This is a genomic window from Elusimicrobiota bacterium (genome assembly GCA_026388155.1).
Lineage (GTDB): Bacteria > Elusimicrobiota > Elusimicrobia > Elusimicrobiales > UBA9959 > UBA9634.
In genome coordinates this window covers 1-20,974 of sequence record JAPLKI010000005.1, presented here as the reverse complement: position 1 = coordinate 20,974, position 20,974 = coordinate 1, and the positions used below count along the sequence as shown (strand labels likewise).

Genomic DNA, 20,974 nt, shown 5'->3' with positions numbered 1-20,974 from the left:
ATCAATTGTCTCACACTTTGCTGTAAGCCGCCAAGTTGCCCGGCCGCCTAGCCGTCAAGCAGTCCAGCTGCCCAGCAGATTTAATGTGAAACCGGTGTCTGTCCCTGGTTTTTAAGTTTTTTGATTGCACTGGGATTGCCGGTGTAGGCGGGAACCAGCTGCCGGATCTTATTGATAATCGGGGCAGGGTCGGGAAGCTCGGAAAGAAGACTCAGCTCGCTCATCTGCTCTTTCAAAACAGCCATATCGGATTCTTCGGGAACCGCCATGAAAATATCGTCATGGCCGGTGTCTTTGCGCACGTCCTGCGGCCTGAAAAGCTCCTCAAAAAGCTTTTCCCCCGGCCTTAGACCGGTGTACTTTATCTCAATATCTTTGCCGGGCTCAAGCCCGTTTAAAACTATCAGGTTTTTGGCAAGCTCAACCACTTTAACAGGGGTTCCCATATTTAAAACAAAGATCTCGCCGCCCTTGCCCATGGAGCAGGCCTGAAGAATAAGCTGTATGGATTCCTCAACCGTCATAAAAAATCTTGTGGTCTCCGGATGGGTAACGGTCAGCGGCCCGCCGTTTATTATCTGTTCCTGAAATATTTTAACAACGCTCCCCGAACTGCCGAGAACATTGCCGAACCTCACCGACATGCATTTGGTGCCGTTAACCTCGGCAAAAGCCCTTACCACCATTTCGCCAAGCCTCTTTGAGGCGCCCATCACGCTTGAAGGCCTTACGGCCTTGTCCGTTGAAATAAACAGGAACCTTTCAGCCTTATACTTTACCGCGGCTTCCGCCAAAGCGTAAGTGCCCAGAGTGTTGTTCTTAATCGCTTCCTGCGGATTGGATTCCATCAGCGGAACATGCTTATGCGCGGCCGCGTGAAAAACAATATTCGGGGAATAGGTTTCAAAAATATTTTTCAGCAGGACTTCGTCTTTAATATCCCCCGCAACAGGAACGATCCGCGTGGGATAACCGATCTCCATTACTTCTTTTTCAATGTAAAAAAGGGCGGTGTTATGGTTTTCAAGCATCAAAAGACACTTTGGATTATATCTCAAAACCTGCCTGCACAATTCAGCGCCTATAGTGCCGCCGGCGCCGGTAACAAGCACGGTCTTTCCGGAAATTATCCCTTCCATGGCGTTCATATCCAGCATGATTTTTTTCCGCGGCAGAAGGTCGGAAAGCTCTATTTTCCTCACGGAAATTCCGCTCGCTTTATGGCTTAACTGTTCCTCAATGGTCGGCACGGTCTTAAACTGCACCATGCCGCATTTCCCTTTGGAACAAAGTTCCATAAGATCTTTTATAAGCTGGCCGCGGGAATGGTTGACCGCCACAATAACCTGGTCTATATTGTGCTCGGCAAGAACTTTAGCGAACACTTTCCTTCCCCCTAAAATCGTAAACCCGTGTATCTGTTGTTTCCACTTATGGGGATTATCGTCAAAAAACCCGACTATATTATAAGCGGCGTGCCGCACGCTGGTGAGATCACGAAGAACCGATTCCCCCAAGTCGCCGGCTCCGTATATCATCACGCGCGAAAGCTTTGCGTCTTTTTTCCAGTCGGAGGCTCTCCACTCCCGTGTAGCCCGTATTGAAAAACGGATGAAACCGATCATAAAAAGCGTCAGGACCGGGTCTATAATAAGGACCGCGCGCGGAAACTGGGTGCCCTGAACAAAAAGTATCAAAGCGACTATGCATACCTGGCTGTAGCCGACAGCCTTCATTATGGAGGTAAGATCGCTAAGGCTGGCATAACGCCAGATTCCGCGGTAAAGCCCGAAGTAACTGAAAGCAATTATTCTTGCCGATAAAATAACCACTATGGCGCCAAAGAAATGCGGCCATTCTTCCGTAGGCACTATAAAATCAAATCTAAGCTGGAAAGCCAGCCACCAGGAAACCAGCACCGCAACGGTATCCATGGCAAGAACCAGCCACTTGCTATTTTTGGTGCTCACGATTTTCATAATACCTTAATTCTACAATTTTACCGACAAGAATCAAATGTGACTAAAGTCACAACCCCTCTCCCCCCTCCAACAACCAGCAGCCAACAATTCTTTAGGCGGGATGTCAACACGCATGGTGCGGGATTTGAATATTTTAAATATTACATTCTTCCATCCCAACCCGGTCAGGCCAACCAGGAGTTTAAGAGCGGAACAATCCCTTGCGGGATCGGGCTAAAAGCCGGTTCCTTGCCCATTTCCCGCCTGGGATGACAGTCCGGGAAAAAAATAGAGACCAAAGCCCATTTTTTACGATTTCAAACTGAAGGCGGATTTAAAAAAATTACGGTCTAACTGGAGGTTTTTTTCAGCGGACTCACATTCTTACCCAGATTTGGCCTTATCTAGAGAATCTATCCATTTCTTTATCAAGTCTTTCATTTTCAACCCAGCCTGCCAACCTAATGCGGCCTTTATCCTTGAGGGGGTCCCTTTTACACAAACTAAATCCAGCGGCCTTAGGAGTGAATTATCGGTCTCTGTATGGGCCTTCCAATCAAGGCCGAACTCCCCAAAAACAGCCGCCAGGAATTCCGCCAGACTGTGGCTTTCGCCCGTTGACACAACAAAATCCTCCGGTTTATCTTTTGAGAGCATAAGGCGCATAGCCTCTACATATTCCGGAGCCCAGCCCCAGTCGCGCGTTATATTGATGTTGCCGAGATGTAGCTTCTCCCCTCTCCCTTCCGCTATACGCGCGGCAACGTTTATTATTTTTCCGGTCACGAAATCCCCCCCCCTCAAAGGCGACTCATGGTTAAACAGTATCCCCGAACAGGCATAAAGGCCGTATGCCTCACGGTAATTCCTCGTAAGCATTAAAGCCGCTGTCTTGGCTATGCCATACGGGCTCTTAGGATTAAACGGCGTGGATTCATTCGCCGGAGCATCGCCCCCGCCAAAGCACTCGCTGGATGCAGCGTTAAAGAACCTGGATTTAAGTCCGAAGCGTCTTATAACCTCAAGAACATTAAGGGTGGGCTTTATCACACTGTCAACCGTTTCCTCCGTACGCTGAAAAGAGAGGATCACCGAACTCTGCCCGGAAAGGTTATAAACTTCGTCCGGGTCCAGAAACTTCATGAGGGACAGAACTTCTGAATAATTGGTGGGATTCAGGTTCACAAGTTTAACTGCCCCATAAATCCCTTCTTTTTTATGATTTATGAAAGAGTTGTTTTTCAGCTCACGCGAAGTCCCAATAACCTCCCATCCTGACGCAAGCAGGGATTTGGAAAGATAAGTTCCGTCTTGACCGCTTACTCCTATTATGAGAGCTTTTTTCATGTGTTTTTCGCATTTCAGCGTTAGTAAATACAATTATGCTTGTTACAACAGGCGAAGTCAAACAACATTTGGATATTACAACAGACAAAGACAAGAATTTGCAACAACCAACAATTTTCTGTCCCATCGGGCTTCTCATGAAGCGCCCGCTTGTTCGGCCCGGACAGACAGGATAGAAGCCGCCCTGCCTCCCATGGTCATCCCCCAAATATCCGACCCTCAAACCTTCGTCGTTTCCTCCTAGTGCCTCACCCCTTTTCCAGTAATCGCCTGCAACGCGGTCATAAAGAGAATTTTAATATCAAAGGCAAAGGAGCGATGTTTCAGGTAATACTCATCATATTCAACCTTAACAGGAATAGCTAAATCATCCCGGCCGTTTACCTGGGCCCAACCGGTAAGCCCCGGAGTTATGCGATAAATCCCTTTGACGGTACGCAGAGTTATAAGGTCATCCTGGTTAAACAAGGCGGGCCTGGGTCCGACAAAACTCATATCTCCCCATAAAATACTGAACAATTGCGGCAGTTCGTCCAGGCTGGTTTTGCGCAGAAAGCCACCCAGCGGCGTTAAAAACCGTTCAGGTTCAATCATAAGGTGGGTAGCCATAGGCGGAGTATCAACGCGCATGGTGCGGAACTTGGGCATCTTAAAAATATCATTATTACGCCCTATGCGGTCAGACCAGTATAAAGCCGATCCTCGCGAGGTTAATTTTACCAACAGCACAAGTAAAAGCATGGGAAGGCTCAAGGCAATAAGCAGTAATATAGCCGTTGCAATGTCAAAAAATCGTTTCATAACATTAATATTTAAAAAAACCGGTGTCTGTCTCTAGTTTCCAAAGCCGCCTAGTTACTTAGTCGCCCAGTTGTTATATACCACTCCGCCGTCTCTCTTAACCCCTCTGTCACAGTAAATGGCGGCTTCCAGCCTAATTCGCGCCGGATCCTGCCGCTATCCACCACAAGAGAACCCAGAAGCCGGTCAACAGCTGTCGTTTTGCCGGTCAGCTTCCCCGCAAGCCGCATCAAAGCGGGCGGGAACGGAAAAAGGCGCGGCGGACGGCCCAAAGCGTTTGCCAACCTGCGTATCAGTTCCGGTGTAGATATATCCTCTCCATCGCTTACAAGATATGTGTTACCCGCGGCTGCGGTATGCGTACAACAAAGAATTATAGCGTTAACAAGGTTCCCAATATACACAAAACTTTTTCGGTTGCGTATTGACGCCAGAGGAAGCGGCAAGCCTTTGCTGACAACTTTAATAAGCGCGAAAAAGTTGCCAGGAGCTTCTGGCCCGTAAACAAGCGGCGCGCGTAGCATAACAGCTTCCAAGCCGGTTTCAGCAGAAATCCGGGACAATTTTTCTTCCGCCTCATGTTTTGAGACGGAATAGTAATTATGCGGTTGTGGGGGATCGCTTTCAATGTAAGCCCGCTCTCCAGAATTGTTGCCATTCACGCCCACAGTGCTCATAAAAACAATACGCGTTGCCCCAGCCGCCGCCGCCTGCCTGGCCAGATTTTCCGTACCTGTGACATTTACCCTGCGAAATGCTTCCAGCGGATCGGAGGCTGTTTCACGCATAACATGTACGCGTGCGGCCAAATGCACAACAATATCATCCTTTTTTAAGGCATTATGCCAAGCCGTACTGCCGTCAATCTTCCCTGAAACGAACACTTCCACCTCTTCTCGGATGGCAGCCTTTTGCTCCGGCTCCATAACGCATCCCAATACCTGAAAACCACTTTTTTTAAGCGCACGGCAAAGATGCCTGCCAATAAACCCCCCCGCGCCGGTTACAACTATCCGCATATGTTGTCCGCCCTTATATATTGCAAAAGTCTGTCATACAGCTTACCTATAAAAAACCGCCAGCGCAGGGGCACGCCGTTCTTGCGCCCGGCCTTAAAAATCTCTATATTCTGACGTAAAACATTCCCCGCGTTTTTGTTAGTGGCCCCGCCTAAACGCATCTTCATTATGGTTGCCGGTATATAAACGGATTTAAGTTTATAGCAATGCAGGAAGCGCAGCATCAGTTCAAAATCAGCCGCCAGCGGAAAAGACAGGTCAAACCCGCCGTGCTTCGTATATACCGGCCTGCGCGCAAAAAAAGTGGGATGAGGGGGCACCCACCCTGACAGAAAACAGCCGGGCGCGTAAGGGGAAGACTTCCAAACCCGCACGGGTTTATCAATATTGACCGGGGACACATATACCAAATCTCCGTAGCAGACATCCACCTCCGGGTTCTCAAACGCCGCAGCCACCCGGGCAAGGGCATTTTTGTCCGCATACATATCGTCCGAATTTAAAACGCCTACAATATCACCGGTTGCCAGTTTTATCCCCTTATTCATGGCGTCATAAATACCATTATCCGGTTCGCTTACAAAGCGTGATATTTTATCCCCGAAAGACGCCACAATGTCGCGAGTGCCGTCCACAGACCCGCCGTCAATGATTATATGCTCCACATCCTTGTAGGTCTGGGCTAACAGCGATTTTATGGCGTCAGCAATAGTGCCGCCGGACTTATAAGCCGCAGTAATAACAGAAATTTTCATTTTTGAACAGCGATTTTTTCCAGATATACAAAAAGCTGTTTTGCCTTATTTTCCCAATTAAAGTTTTCAAGAATATATTGCCTGCCCCTGCGGCCCATCTCCTGGCGTTCAATTTGGGTTTTGCCATACATAAGCTTCATGGCTTCAAAAAGCTTATCAGCCGTCGGCTCAATATAAAGCCCGCATCCTACTTTTTCCAGCTCCGTCCATGGTGTGCCGGTGGTGGTTATAACCGGGGTTTCGCAGGCAAGCGCCTCAGCCACCACATTGCTGAAGTTTTCGCTGTAGGAGGGCAGCACAAGCACATCAGCACGCCTAAGGAGCGCCAGTTTATCTTCTCCGTAAACTCCCTCCAGGCGCTCTATATTCTCTTTGGCATAATTCAAACCCATGCCTTTCAAATACCCCTGGTGATCAGGTCCTACTATGCAAAGCACATGCCCTTCCGCAGAGAAATCGGCACAAAACTTCCTATACGCCGACAGTAAGATATCCAGCCCTTTTTCTTTATTGGTCCGCGAAAGAAACAAAAACACTAAACGGCGGCCAAATCGTGCCCCGGCTTTGTCTCTGCCGGGAAGGTTGGCAAATTCTTCGGCATCAATACCATTTGAGATATTGATTACATTCTTAAAACCGAGATTTCTTATATTCTTCTCTTCTTCCAGGGAGGTAACCTGCACATACCGCGCCCTCCTCATAAGCGGCAAAGTGATTAACCTGATATAAAAATATTTCTTCCATTTTTTGTGCGCCATTGCCCATGGTTTAAGGCCCCCCCTTACAGCTACCATAAAAGGCTTGTTCAGGATAACTGCATACAAGGCTGCCAATGTGACCGGAAAAGTAAAAATTCCGTTTATCAGCAAAACGTCACAAGAACGAACATCGCGCCAGAGCCCGGCTATAGCCTCCAACGAGACAGCAAACCCATGAAAGAACAGCGAACGATAGCACTGGTCCCCTGGGGCCAGGTAAGGGGCACTGGCTTGCGGTGTACGGCTTACAGTGGAAAGGCGGAATTCCGCTCCCCGCCGTAAAAACTTAAGCATTTTACTGCCGCTCTCAACGACACCTCCAAAATGAGAATCCGGAAGATAATGGGTGTTTACAAACAGATATTTTGTTTTCACTTTAAAAATTCCGGCGCCGGGGAAATTTAACTTCCAATTTTATCTGGCGCACGCCCGCACATGACTACATAGCCCGAAACTTATTACGCCCGCTGCCCAACAAACCAATACTTTCCCGCGCGGACAAATTGATCGGCAATCTTTCTGCAAGTTCCTTTAAGCCCAAATTATATTCACACTTTCTTTTTGCGGGTTTCAATAATTTTAACATCAATCATGCTTTGATACAAGAATGAATGCAGGAAACAGTAAATGAATCCCGGCTTGCCGTCCATAAACCCCAATTTAAAGAAATAGCGGTATATAAAATAGAAAAAGGGCCTGGCCAGCAAAGGCAGTTTGTCCCAGATATTCCCCCTGACCCAGAGCTTGGCTTTAATTCCACCCGCCAAACCGCCGTCAGCCTCCCCCGGGAAGATCTTCCGCTCAAAATATGCGGCAGCTTCCCGGTCAGAGTTGTTGTTATGTTTTGCCACCCAGGCGAACAGAGGCTTATGATCACGATGCATAATAGGAGAAATTATTTCCAAACAAGCCCCGCTCAGAACCGCATATTCCCTGGCGCCGACCCCAAAAAACCGCACTGCCCGCGAGAATATTCTTTTTATCTTGGGATGCCCATACGCGTAGCGTAACTGTCGTCCCATAAAAATAAAACAAGGCTTTATGATTATACTGGCAAAGTTGACCCCGGAATCAAGGATTTGGCGAAACTCCTGTGCGAATTCAGGAGTTATATACTCATCCGCGTCCAAGAACAAGACTTTTTCATTGCGGATAGCGCAGTTAGCCAGCATCCAGTTGCGTTGGTCAGCCCAACTTTCAAAAGTGTTCTGGTAAACCTCAACCCCAGGATATTCCTTCAGTATTTCAGTGGTCCTATCCGTGCTGAAGGAATCGGCAACTATTATTTGGTTAAAGTATGGCAATACGCTTTCCACGGCATAACGGATATTCTCTTGCTCATTCTGCGCCATTATCAAAACTGTCACGGGAAGTTTATCGGTATCTGGAACAGAGGACGCACCGACAGGCCCTTCGTCCGTTGCACAAGCCTTCCGATATAACACCTTTGCATCAATCAGGCTTTGATAAAAAAATGCGTTCAAGTAAATATAAATAAAAGCGGGAACACCCTCTAAAAAACCCAGCGTTAGAATATAGCGGGCTGGAAAGTAGAGAAACGGTCTTGAAAGCAGCGGGAACTTATTCCATAAATTGGCGCGGACCCACAACTTGGAACGCTGCGCGCCTGAAAGCCTCGCTACAGGCAGCACATCCTTCCGCTTTTCCCGTGAAATAAAAAGCTCGGCTTCCCGGTCGGAATTATTATTATGCTTGCGTATCCACACAGATACCGGATTGCGGTCATGGTGGATATAAGGGCTCTTAAAGGTTATAGCAGGCCCATTAACCTTGGCATACTCCCTTGCGCCTTCCCCCACAAAAGAAAGCCCTTCTTTTTTAAAAACCCGGAAAGTCAACGGATGGCCATGCGCATACTTAAGCGTGCCGCCCAGAAAAACATATTCTCTATCCAGATAAATTGCCGAAAATTCAGCGCCGCTTTGCAAAACGCCGCCCAACTCTTTAACAAGCCTGCCGTCAATATATTCATCGGCATCCAAAAAGAACACTGTCTCATTGCGTATGGCGCAGTTAGCCAGCATCCAGTTGCGTTGCTCAGCCCAGCTCTCAAAAACATGCTGATAAACTTCAACTTCGGGATATTCTTTCAATATCGCCAATGTATTGTCCGTGCTGAAAGAATCGGCAACTATAACCTGGTTAAAATACGGTAAGACGCTTTCAACCGCATAGCGGATGTTCACCTCTTCATTCTGCGTCATTATAAGGACCGAGACGGAAAGCTTGACGGTTTGCGTGGTCATTTTGTAGTCAGGGAGTGTTTTTCCAGCAGTTGCCTGAACTCCGGCGAAGAATAAATCCGTACTTCCGCCGGACTTAAGCCGGGATGGCAGGGCACCACTATTTCTTCATAGCGTTTTGATTTAACCGCCACCAGGAAATTGTCCCACAATTCCAAAGCCGGATTTAAATCAATTCTATCCTGTTTATATCCGGGGCAGTTAACTAAAACCCTGGAATCGGCCTTAAACCCCAGACTCTTCGCCCTGAACAGGGAAAGATATGTGCGGGCATTGCCCCGCAACGAAAAATCCAACTGCGCAAAGGGGCGAATATCTCCGAAAAGACCGCGCTTTTTTGCGACCTCCATAACCGCGGGAAAAACCACAGGCAGCCAATGGATATTCATATGTGAGTCAAGAAACCGCACGTCAAAACCGTTAACTGCAAGTTTCTCAATTTGTGCGGTAAATTCCGAAATGATATCTTCCCGTGAAATCCTGCCCGCGAATATATGCACGGCCAGAGCCTTCTTGGATAATCCCCTCCCGCGCCCCATGCTCGCCAGTTTCGGAGTTAAAGGCGGAAATTCAGTTAAATACAAATGCGCGCCATATATGGGATCCTTCGGGCGCTCATTGGCAACAGGGTAGACTGAATCATTGGAAGCCAAAACCGAAACACCGCTGAGAATTCCGCCGGAAGCTAAAGAAGCGGTGGCCACATTGGTTTTCGCGCCCACCCCGTAATCATCAGCCATAAAACGCAGCTTCATGAAAGTATTGCCTCCAAACGATTTTTAAAACTATCAAAACCATACGCTTGCACCACACGCGACCGTAAATAATCTTTATCAAGCATGTTTTTGGGGATATTCTTTGTTAAAACTCTGACAATAGCATCCTTAATTTCGGCAATACTATCCGGGTCGATCAATAATCCAAGCTCTCCGCCCAAAACAGCGTCTACAGAGCCATCGCGGTTGCCGGCAATAACCGGTTTTCCGCATCCAAGCGCTTCCAGAAAGACTATGCCAAACCCCTCTTTCTTGCTGGGGAGAATAAACAAATCGCACAAATTATAGTAATCAGGAAGTTCAGAATCCGGAATAAACCCCGGAAATAATATTTTATCGCCAAGTCCATGATCCCGAACAAGTCTGCGAAGGCGGGGTAAATCATCACCGCTGCCGCCGGCAACATATTTAAGATCGGGAAACTTTAAAACCAATTCTTTTACACTGGAAATTATCTTCTCACAACCCTTATCCCCCTCCGATTTGCTTAATCTGGAAACCGAAAGGACAATCGCATCAGTTTCGCGAATTCCGAGCTTTTTCATTATTCCCCCGGATTTCAGACCCGGAGCAAAGCGCGCGGCATCAAATGTCGTAGGGAACAACAAGATTTGTTTTTGCGGATAGTTCGGCAGCTGGGAACAAATACGATTGCGAGTATAATTGCTAATGGAAAGGATATTTTTTGAAGCGGCAAGCGCCATTTTCTTGATCCGGGTCAAACTCCACACATCTACGCCATATGTAATAGTAATAAATGGAATCCCCTGTAACTTTTGCAGAAAGAAGCATAACGATGAAAATCCCACATGCCCGCAAATAATCAAATCCGGCTTATGCCGATAGACCGCAACAAACGTTTTACAGCCGAATAAAACTTGCCGGAACAATTTACCGAAGAATCCCACATTTCTTTTTTGCCAATCATTCAATGCCAATATGGAGAAAGAAACATGCAACTCCGCCAACGCTTTCACAAAAGATTGGTTAAAAACTTGTATTCCACCCTTGAAATCCGGATCTTCCAGTTCCGTAACGAGTAGCAGCAGTTTGTCAGATTTCATATGGATAAAATCGCTCGTCTATTTTACTCTGCTCCGGTCAAGCGCGCCCTCTCCCGAAACAGCGTCCCTAAGAAGCGCTACCCGGTTGTATATAAGCGCTTTATGCCCAATTGGCACAGTTTTGGTTCCATTCCGCTATTGAGTTATCTGCGAGGAATTTATAGCTACCCACTTATGGACACCTTTGGGAATTCGCGCGAACACCTTAATTATCCACCAAACAACCACGGCAACGACACAAAGACGCAAGGGGATCAGCAGATTCATAACCCAATGCTGTTCCAATTGCGTTAATGCCAAAGGAAACAAAGAATACAATAAAATTCCCAGGCCGCCTTCCATATTTGAAATACATTTCCAATATATGTATCCATAAATTAAACCAAAAAGGAACATGCCGATTAAAACAGCGGAAGGCCCCCCCGCTGCCCATAAATAAATGATCGGGCTCATTCCGGTATCGCCAGCGGTCCCTCGAGCCCTAAGGTTTATTAGATTCTTTGAGTCCATGATGAGGCCATCAGCGTATTTTTCCGGCCAAAGCATATACGGAATCATCAGCTTCATGTCCTGCAAGAATAACGTGCCTGAAAAATATTTTTCTCTACCGGGGATTTCATAAATAGTGGCGGCAGTAAATTCAAATGTAATGCCAGCCCTGTCCCAGATGTTTTCGCGTTGAATATCCTGCGGGTGAAAATATGTGCTATACAAACCTTCTTTTAGGTTATCCACTAACATGCTTTTTATTTGCTCATTTCCCATTCCCCCCACTATGAACGCCGCGCTTCGCATAGTATTCATAAGGGGGAAAAGAAGAAGAGCCAGGCCAGCGAAAACGACAAGATAACGTTTAATTTTGGCGGGATTATAAGCGTAATATCCCGCAAAAACGAGAAACACAACAATAGCAAACCATCTATATTGTGCTTTCAGAAACAAGTAGAGCACCATGAAACATGCCGCAATTCGGTACCATTTCAGAAAATGTTTTTTGTCAATTCCGGCCGAATTACTGGACAGAATAAAAACAGAAATCATTAATAGCGCATAAAATGCGTACTCGCTGGCTTGATCGGTAATCCAAAGAAAAGGGGTCGGGTCAGGCGCATAGATAGCCGCACGACTAAACAACCCCATTTGGTATGTCCGGATCCATTGAAGACTGGACAGCCCCAATAGAACCCACCACGCTATATGGAGACTTTTTATCCCCTTTGTCGAAAGGTCGGGTTTAGATAGTCTGCAGCAATGTTTACTGAAAACAGAAAGGCCAAAACATAGCATTAACGTGCCGATAAAAACCCAAAATTGAGCTTTAACATAAATTTCATTTAACCCCAATGCTTGTAACCCCAATGGAGAAGAAGAGCCTCCGAATAAATAACAAAGGGGCATAAAAACCGCAAAAAGTGACCAAAACAGCGGGAGAACTACCGGTGGGGAAACCAATGCATATGGAATCTTTTTTAAATAATACTTCGCAGTGAACCAACAAGTTGCCGCGATCCCCGTGGTCGCCAACGAGAACACCAACGATAATCCGATATCCATTTCCCTGGCCGCTAAACATATTAACATGGCGGCCATAAAAACACTAATTATGGGCGCCATTATCCAGCCAAGAGGAATACTCAAGGTCAACGGAGGCTTATCAAACGATTTACAAGGGATAGTTGTCACGATACACGTCTTTACGCAAAACTTAGCATGTTAATATTTTTTTATTAAAGAAATATGTCCCAGCATGAGCTTTATGACTTCATGATAGGAATATTTAGAGGAAACACAGCGCTCAAATCCAGCGGCGGCAATTTTTTCCCGCTCTTCCGGGTTCTCAAGGTAATAATTAACCTTCTTTAAAAGCTCCTGGTCTGAACTGAAGTATTCCGCCTCTTTCCCCTCCTCAAATAGAGCCAGATGTTCATCCGTGCGCTCAGCTAACATAAAACTTCTTGTTGCCGGGATTTCCACGCTTCTTTGTGTCTGCCTGTCCCGATTGATCTTCCGTAAAAAACCGAGATTGATGTCAAAAGCACAGACAGCCTTTGCATAGTCCTCTCCCCACAATGGTTTCCCTTCAATAACGATATTGTGATGCGGCTTCATTTTATTCCAGTTCGGGCCCCATATTCTAACCTTGACACCATGGTCCGCCAAAAACCGAATTGAATCGGCACGCTCCTGTTCATAGTCCCCGATAAAACCAACAGGCCCACCGAATATTTGCTTCTCATGATTTGTTAGCCGGTAAGGTTTGTGTGTTTCCGGATCATATCCATTAGTTACAAATCTTACATCCGGGCAACCCAGCGCTTTAAGCTCGGGAACGCCGTAAGTCTTTGTTGTAAAATAAATATCGTAATATTTCAATGATTTAAGAAAGCGATCCGTCTGATTATGCGGGCCAGCCATATCATCCGGCGAGTAGCCGACAATAATTGTTTTAGGCCTCAGATTTTTCACATACTGAAGTGTTTGAGGAAGTATGGTTAAAGCTTTGTCAAGCCATAAGATGTCACCAGGACCAGAGAGAAACAGATCTCTTATCGCAGTGTTTGCTCCGACCCAATCCAGGCCTTTTACTATTTTATTCAAAAGCCTCAACGCCAAACCATTTTGGCGTTTATGAATCCGTGCCGGCAAAGTGTCAACAGGAAAGGCTTTGTGCCCCATCCCCTGAAGGACGCGCATGCGCTGCAAACTCGTACTCCCTTCCCATAAAGGCCCAACGAATACAATTTTCATCGCCACTTCCTAATGTTTTGGGTTTTCCGCCTTTATATCAAAGACCCTCGTGAACACACAGCTTCCCGGCGACCCAGTCTCGGCAAGATTCCAAACCTTGATTCCCTGGCGGATTAAATTCCATAAAATTTTGCGGATTAAACTTTTTAATCCATGCACATACGGCCCGCATTCTCGCGCCTTAATATTTACGAATCCTGTGATTGATAAAAGACGTTCAAGACCATTGACATCAAAAGCCAGCTCATGCGTAAAATCACCATATCGAACCTTAAGCCCAAAAGGACTTTCGGCATTTATAGTTTGAAGAATAAGTATCCCTCCAGGGCGCAGTGCGCGACAGGCCCCCCCTAAGAATTCAAAAACTTCGTTTTTTGTGAAATGTTCAATAACATCAAACCCTGTAATAAGGTCAAAAGATTCCGGATGTTGCTGAAGGAAATCAAGAACATTTGCCTCAAAGACATTGCCCCAGATTCTTTTAGCTGTCGCCACTTGTTCGGGGCTGATATCAATTCCGGTTAAATTAGAATACCCCTTTGTTTTAAGCATATGCAGCAGATGTCCCGCCCCGCATGCCACATCCAGGCACTGTGCTTGCTTATTCTGCGGCAACCAGCCATTCAAATACGAAGCGGCGGCCTCCCCCCAGCGGACATAATCATCCTCGGATAGATTGGCGTACCCTGTCATGTGACTGGTGTATTTAGGATATATTTTTTTTCGATATTCAAATTGTTCCATAACGATCTCAAATATGATTATGATCCGATTAAACACTCTTTAAGGGCCTGTAAATAGCCATGCCCGAACATTAAATCCGGCTCCATATAATTGCCTTCTGCCCATTCATTCCAGGATTTAAGATATATGATTTTCTTTTGTGTCGGTTTATTCGCAACTGCTTTAAGAACTATCTCAACGTGTTTTTTAAAAAGCTCAGGAGTAGAACCATGTAAAACATACCCTTTCTTTCCACTTCTGGGGGTATGGTCCCAATTGGGAAAAATTGACGGAATAACTTTTTCAGAATAATCTTCAGGTCCGGAAAAGAATTTAATAGCATCCTTATAGTTATACCTTACCAGTTCTCTAAAGACTTTTCGCTTTATCTTCTGAATTGTTGATATCCCATATCTAGGCGGATGTGAAATTCTAATAATATTTACCGAGTCATATCCTTCATTTATTAATGGATCAATCGCAGGCAAATCGGATGTTTGGGCGACAAAATAAACACCCTCCAATCCATTTTTAACCGCAAGATTTTGCCAACAATCAATAAATTCTTTTGGATTAGGAAGATGGCGTGGGTTAAAAATCAAGAATAATGGTTTATTTTCAACTCTAATATACCGATGATCCGATAAAGCCGGCAGAATTTCATAAAAATGTTGCTCGTGGTCCTTCAATCCGGGATATTCCTGCTTAATTAAAAGTTTTTGCCCTTTTACCCCATAGTCAATTCCTTGCCAGGAGCTATTAGCCCACGCCAAACAAAATGGATAATCCGGTTCCCCACTCTTTAGCACTTCCTTGAAAGGCCTATCTAAAAGTCTTTTGCCATTTCCAAACCAATAATGCCAATAACAAAAGCCCTCTATCCCGCATTCCCGCGCCATATCAGCCTGTGCTTGCCTGGTTTCGGGCACACGCAAATCATAATAACCCAAATCAGCCGGGACACGCGGTTGATAGTGACCTTTAAATAAAGGTTTGGCTTTTCCGACGTTAGTCCATTCCGTAAAACCCTTCCCCCACCAAATATCGTTTTCCGGAATAGGATAATACTGTGGAAGATAGGCCGCAATAACTCTCGCTTTGTTTTCCATTATCGGGTGCTCTTATAATTTTAGCAGTTATAGACTAATTGCTTTTTGCTATGCACGCGAACTTAAGATATTTCATATCAGCAAAAAGATGAAAAGTCGCATGATTAAACAAGGCCATCTCGTAAACCGCCTTGGACTTGCAGTTATAGGCGATTGGGGGCCAGATGTGTACCGACCTCCCGGCAGACTCTGCGAACCGACAGAGCCCTGCAACCACCCCATGGGACAGGTTTTTAACCGGTGTATCCCATAAAAACCACTTTGTTTACGCACAACAAACCCGAAAGAGTTAAACATACGCTTAATGCTTTTTCGAGCAAAGAACTTTAATGTGTTTTATCTCATGTTTATTTCTTCTGTAAAATTGCACATAGCACAGGGCCTCTATTTTTGGGGATTAATAAATCCCGATTATTTCTAACCCAAAAATACCGCATTTTTGCAAATATTAATTTAACAAATTCTGCTTTTTTTAATATCTTTTTAATTCCGCACTCTCTATTAAATACTGTTGTGGTTTTGTCAATCACTGTTCCATCCCTATCAAATACTGGTGGGGTAATTGGGATTGCAATTTTTCTTAAATCCACCCATGTTGTATGCCTGGAATAATATTTCTTGAAATCTAAAAAAGACACATTCATATTCAATTTTTCAGCAAGATGCGTAATAGATTTTTCGCTTAACCACCAACAATGAACTGGCGGCAGATCTGTAGCCCAAAGCACGTCTGATGGATAAAAAGATTTGTTAGGTGTTGTCAAAACAATTTTTCCATCAGATTTTAAAAGTTTTCTTAAATTTTCCATAAAGCCATAAATATCGTTTAGATGCTCTATCAATTCAGTAAATATTATCACATCATATTCATTTTCATGGTTGACAGCATATTTAAACAAATCTTCACATATGTAATAATTTCCATAATCTTTTATCGCTCTATTTACAGCTTCTTGAGAAATATCTAAGCCTTGTGAATTATAACCCGACTTATTTAAAGAGTAAGTCAAATACCCCAAACCACAACCAATTTCCAAGATTTTGGCTGGAATTAAAGCGTTTTTGGTAATTTGCTTTAAAGATTCTTTAACCCCCCAATAAACATCTTCTGATTCAGCCAAATAATCTAACGGTTTTTTTTTAGTTTTAACAGCCGTAGAATATCCCCAATAACGATTATACCATCTGACCGCTGGACCATTTTTATAGATTAAATCATAAATCTCATTCCCTTCAACGCGAGGCATGGAAAAGGAAGTGTCACAAGAAGAACAATAATAAATATCAAAAAAAGACGGAATTTGATACCCTGGATAGTTTTTATATTTTAATGTTGCTGATTCTAAACATAAATGACAATTTGTATGGTTTTCTGATGGGTTCATAATTTATTTTTTAGATATGATGTGTCATAAAATAAGTACGGGGCAGCTGTGTAAAATCTCCTTGCCCCATCTTAGGATTGTTTTATAATTATCGAGCAATAATTTTTCCAGTCATTGCCTGAGTTAAATACCGCATCAAACCCCCTTTGATTGTGCCATTTGAAAAAATAAACTTTTTTGGATGTAGCAAAACAAACAAGCCCAATTTAAATGCAGAGGGAATATCACTACCGGGCACTTTCAGATTATACCCAGAGATATATGCCAGAAACATTGCCCAATTTGACTCACTCCAGGATAATTTGTTCTCTTGAGCAAAATGACTTTGAATCACATTGAAAATTTTATAAATATTTGAAACGCCAAGGTTGTAAGTGCCGGCCAAAAACGAAAAGACATATAAAACATTTTTAAATGATTGATTCACTATGTGTTGTTTTATAAATTCACCGGCCAATTCCTCATTAATATTTTTAGCATGTGGCTCCGCGCATATTGTCTGAATAACCGATTTAACATCTGATTGTTTTATCCAAGAATTCGCACTTATGCTTTGAATAAAATCAAGCAATCGCGCTATTGCTGATTTTTCTTTGACATCAAGGACCTGTTTGATTAGTTTTTCAGCCTCAATAAAAGAGCCCTCTTTAAAAGCCGGATCATTAAGCAAACTGTCAATATGATTTTCAAGTTCCGAAACTGATCGTATCCGATTTAAAACAAAACCCGGCAAAATATCATTCCACTCAGGAAGATCGTAAACGGCCGTATTCAAATATATTACAGGCACCCGGCTTAACATGGCCTCTAGACCAGCCGTTGTGAAATAGTTTATCATCAGGCAGATATCGCTTGCTTCAAGAGCTTCGTCCAAAGTCGCTGATTCCAAAAGCTTGAGATTTGCAAGGTTTAGTTCAGTTAGTTTTCTGTAAAGCTCATAATAATCATAACTCCGATGGGGTTTGATGATAAACTGTAAATCCTGCCGTGATTTAATTAATGTAATAAGCTCATTAATTGTTTCACGGTGTTTCCGGGGGTTTGCTATCGGAGTGTAGAAGCCCGTATTTATCGCAGTTGTTAATATCAAAATTGTGGATTTATTTACCGGTATCCCTATGCGTTTCTTTGCCCTATTTTTAAACTCACTTTCGTTGGAACGCGTTTTCTGAAGATATTTATTTAATTTTGGCTCATATCTAATCGAACCTATTTTTTGTAGCCTGGCCTCATTAATGCCGTACGATTTTAGAGCATTAAAACCGATGTCAGACCACACCAAAAGCGAATCGGCATCTCCCACCCCGCCTCTAAAGCCAATTTTATGCCCTAGTCCTTCATGCACAAGCCCCACAGTATGAATACCTTTTTTCTTTGCCAATCGCACAAGAACGCGTTCTATAGTAAACGCCTCATGTCCGAATATTATTAAGGAGGGCTGAAGGACATCAAGAAATGTTGAAAAAACATTCCCACACTTAACCGCAAGTCCTATTTCATCCCATATGCGTTGAAACTGAAACTTGAGGTGGGGGTTTGCAAAAATTTCAGGATAATGGCCCTGGTATTGTTCAACAGACTCACAAAAACCGATCCAGGATGATTGGAGTTCAAGGTTTTTATTTTTTTCATCTTTGATTAATGGGTTACACAAAAAATCGCTTTGACTAATTGCAAGGGACTGCCATCCCAGCAAATCATTTATAATGTTCTTAAGAGTCTTATATTCAGCTTCATCCATACCGCCACTTACAACAAGCGCGACTTTTGCTGCTTTAACATCCATTTTGTTAGAGGCAATTATTTTTACTGAACCAAAAAAACGGCGACCCTTTCTTATAACACCCTCGGAAAGCGGATATTTTGATTCCAGTTTGTCAATTTGAATGCCATATTTATCTGCCAACCAAAATAATATTGCCTGGGAAACAGATCTTACGGCCCGATGTGTTGGGAAAGGTCCACAACGAATAACTCCGATTTCTGGCAAAAAGTATCCCGATATTCTATTAATATGATTCTTTTGAAATATTTTTTCATAAACAGTCCTTGCATTCAGGCAGGCCTCCAAAGGATAAACCATATCTTGTCTGGCTGCATCCAATAAAGAAAATCCTTCATATTCTGTACTTGCAAGGTTTTCATGCCACCAGGTCCCTGAAAGATCATTTGCTATTCCAGAATTCCTTTCAATATCAGTTGGCCCCAAAAAGTCCCATTCATCGACAAAGCTGATATTCCGCCTTTCCAGTTCGCATGCTACAACGACATCTCCCGTAATCGGCTGCATTTGTTCAAGCAATAGCGGTTTCTTATCCAAAACATATTGCAATTGTGAAATATCTGTAAAATATAAAAGTTCCATTATGCGATGCCCGCTCCCGGCCAAACTTTTGTTATTGGTTTTTCAGGGAAAATATTTCCAATGATGTTTTTGGCGGCTTTTCGTATATCCGAAGAGGTTAAATATTGTATTCCCATGCTTGTGGCGATACATATACCCGTTGTTCCCAGGACTATCAGCAAATTAACTTTTGATTTTTCACAAGGCAGATATCTATTGGCAATTAGAAGCGCTGTAACCAAAAACATCAAAGGCCACACAAGCGGATACACTGTTTTTTGAAGCAATTCTTTCGCGGACATATTAAAAAACCTTATTAAAATACAAAAAAAGTATATAGTTGGAATTACGGTTGCAATCAACTTAAATGCCGCAAAAGACAATAACCCCCAGAATGAATAAGTAGTCAGTATTCCCAGCCAGTATATTATGGGTTGAATTGTGGAAGTTATATACACCTCTTTAAGCCGTACTTTTGCGGTAAGGATCATACTTGCTGTGTACGAGATAAAGGATAAAGTCGCGATAAGTGAAAACAATCTTGCTAAGGCGACACTGTTGCTGTAGTTTGTCCCCACCCACGACAGAATAAAGGGCCTGGCAACAAGAGCAAGAGCTATCGTCGGGAGAACAACAAGAGGCGCTGAAAGCGAAACTAACTGAAGAGAGAACCTTTTAAGACCTTCCTCATCACCATTCCCCACAAAGTGGTTGGCCCTGACCACAAATGGGGAGAAAAGGATGCCGTAAACAGACCGGAACAAAGTAGCAAAAGCAAAGGCAATGGAATAAATGGCAACTTTCTCAATACCTAAAAACTTACCAATGGCCATTTGATCAAGTTCATAAAAAAGAATCCATACAACCATCACATACAGCCCTGAATAGGCGAGACCATTGGCTTTCTTATAGATATCTGCGTTAAAAGCAATAGATTTGAACAATTGTTTTAAATCATAACCATATTTTCGTTTAGCCAGCCATAAACATACACCGACCGCAATAAGATTAAGGGATTGAGAAAAGAAAAAATAAGGGACAATCCGGTAATCCCCGCCTCCAAAGAAATAAAAGACCGAACTTATAGTGATAATACTCGCGAAAAGAGATATGCGCTGGTTTATATAACTCTCCAAACGTATATCAAAAATCATAGCCGCCATGCGCTGAAGAACGGTAACGGGAGCGAACCCAGCAAGTATAAGCAAAAGATTTGATGCCGTGGAAATCTTTCCGGGAGCAGATAATCCTTTAATCAATACCTGGGGGTGATAGCCCAGGTAACAGATCGCAGAGGAGCAAAGCAACGTGAACCCGAGCAGCACGAATATTCCAAAACCGATATACCGCATCTCCTCGGCTCGTTCTCCTTTCGCATAACATTCCGCCGCATACTTTTGCCCCGCCCTTAAAAAGCCCAAATCGGCATAACTAAAAAAAAATGTTACCGACAAACAAACAGCATAAATACCGTAGGTTGAGGGGTCTTTCGTCAGGTATGGTGTTACAATGAACAGTGAAAGGAACCGCAGCAGAAAGGCCGCCCCCTGCCAGAAATATATTTTCAAATATTTTGACGTATACATATTCCCCATTTATGTTTTTATATTACACCAGTTTTATTTCAATTTTCTTGTTGTAACCGTTATACAAGGGGAACGTCCAGGGTATGCCAACTTTATGTCTATACAGACCCATTTTAATCGATAATCTTTGATGCAACAATACTGTGTTCCCCCCTTAGTAGCGGAATCCCGCGTAGAACGGGGTAACACAATCTGGACTGCGCCCCGTTTGCGAGACAGTTTAAGCCCATTTTTGTGTAGGGCTTGACCGGTCTCATTTTGACCCGCCTTTTTCTTCAAAACTATCCGGGCTGATATAACCCAAAGACGAATGGCGCCGCTTTCTGTTATAGAC

Annotated in this window: 16 protein-coding genes; all 16 read right to left on the bottom strand. The window is 43.9% G+C overall.

The features are described from left to right. Nucleotides 1–80: 80 nt before the first annotated feature. Entirely contained in the window at nt 81–1,979 is a 1,899-nt protein-coding gene (locus tag NTX59_01245) for a nucleoside-diphosphate sugar epimerase/dehydratase (protein ID MCX5784295.1), read from the bottom strand. A 366-nt stretch (nt 1,980–2,345) separates the two neighbouring features. Then, nucleotides 2,346–3,308: a GDP-mannose 4,6-dehydratase gene (locus tag NTX59_01240; GenBank protein ID MCX5784294.1), complete on the bottom strand. Its 963-nt coding sequence runs from the start codon at nt 3,306–3,308 to the stop codon at nt 2,346–2,348. Between the two features lie 240 nt (nt 3,309–3,548). Then, a complete protein-coding gene (locus tag NTX59_01235) occupies nt 3,549–4,109 on the bottom strand; it encodes a sugar transferase (protein ID MCX5784293.1) in 561 nt (186 codons plus the stop codon). A gap of 50 nt (nt 4,110–4,159) precedes the next feature. Then, entirely contained in the window at nt 4,160–5,128 is a 969-nt protein-coding gene (locus NTX59_01230) for an NAD-dependent epimerase/dehydratase family protein (protein ID MCX5784292.1), read from the bottom strand. After that, nucleotides 5,119–5,883 carry a glycosyltransferase family 2 protein gene (locus NTX59_01225; protein ID MCX5784291.1) on the bottom strand — a complete coding sequence of 255 codons (765 nt, stop codon included), beginning with the start codon at nt 5,881–5,883 and terminating at the stop codon, nt 5,119–5,121. Before NTX59_01225 ends, NTX59_01230 begins: the two co-directional genes overlap by 10 nt. Further along, nucleotides 5,880–7,016, bottom strand: coding sequence for a glycosyltransferase (locus NTX59_01220; protein ID MCX5784290.1), 1,137 nt, complete (start codon nt 7,014–7,016; stop codon nt 5,880–5,882). Before NTX59_01220 ends, NTX59_01225 begins: the two co-directional genes overlap by 4 nt. 173 nt (nt 7,017–7,189) lie before the next feature. Continuing rightward, nucleotides 7,190–8,908: a glycosyltransferase family 2 protein gene (locus NTX59_01215; protein MCX5784289.1), complete on the bottom strand. Its 1,719-nt coding sequence runs from the start codon at nt 8,906–8,908 to the stop codon at nt 7,190–7,192. Then, the gene (locus tag NTX59_01210) at nt 8,905–9,660 is read right to left on the bottom strand and encodes a ChbG/HpnK family deacetylase (protein MCX5784288.1); all 756 of its coding nucleotides are present in this window, start codon (nt 9,658–9,660) and stop codon (nt 8,905–8,907) included. Before NTX59_01210 ends, NTX59_01215 begins: the two co-directional genes overlap by 4 nt. Further along, a complete protein-coding gene (locus NTX59_01205) occupies nt 9,657–10,745 on the bottom strand; it encodes a glycosyltransferase family 4 protein (GenBank protein MCX5784287.1) in 1,089 nt (362 codons plus the stop codon). The genes NTX59_01210 and NTX59_01205 overlap by 4 nt, the downstream gene beginning before the upstream one ends. A 135-nt stretch (nt 10,746–10,880) precedes the next feature. Further along, the gene (locus NTX59_01200) at nt 10,881–12,359 is read right to left on the bottom strand and encodes a hypothetical protein (protein ID MCX5784286.1); all 1,479 of its coding nucleotides are present in this window, start codon (nt 12,357–12,359) and stop codon (nt 10,881–10,883) included. A 99-nt stretch (nt 12,360–12,458) separates the two neighbouring features. Then, entirely contained in the window at nt 12,459–13,493 is a 1,035-nt protein-coding gene (locus NTX59_01195) for a glycosyltransferase (protein MCX5784285.1), read from the bottom strand. A 9-nt stretch (nt 13,494–13,502) separates the two neighbouring features. Continuing rightward, the gene (locus tag NTX59_01190) at nt 13,503–14,237 is read right to left on the bottom strand and encodes a class I SAM-dependent methyltransferase (protein ID MCX5784284.1); all 735 of its coding nucleotides are present in this window, start codon (nt 14,235–14,237) and stop codon (nt 13,503–13,505) included. A 17-nt stretch (nt 14,238–14,254) separates the two neighbouring features. Next, complete coding sequence (locus NTX59_01185; GenBank protein ID MCX5784283.1) at nt 14,255–15,325, bottom strand: glycoside hydrolase family 99-like domain-containing protein; 1,071 nt, start codon at nt 15,323–15,325, stop codon at nt 14,255–14,257. A 347-nt stretch (nt 15,326–15,672) separates the two neighbouring features. Beyond that, nucleotides 15,673–16,710 carry a class I SAM-dependent methyltransferase gene (locus tag NTX59_01180; GenBank protein MCX5784282.1) on the bottom strand — a complete coding sequence of 346 codons (1,038 nt, stop codon included), beginning with the start codon at nt 16,708–16,710 and terminating at the stop codon, nt 15,673–15,675. A gap of 88 nt (nt 16,711–16,798) precedes the next feature. Then, nucleotides 16,799–19,075 (bottom strand): hypothetical protein, encoded by a 2,277-nt coding sequence (locus NTX59_01175; GenBank protein ID MCX5784281.1) that lies wholly within the window; start codon nt 19,073–19,075, stop codon nt 16,799–16,801. Beyond that, complete coding sequence (locus tag NTX59_01170) at nt 19,075–20,640, bottom strand: polysaccharide biosynthesis protein (GenBank protein ID MCX5784280.1); 1,566 nt, start codon at nt 20,638–20,640, stop codon at nt 19,075–19,077. Before NTX59_01170 ends, NTX59_01175 begins: the two co-directional genes overlap by 1 nt. Nucleotides 20,641–20,974 lie beyond the last annotated feature (334 nt).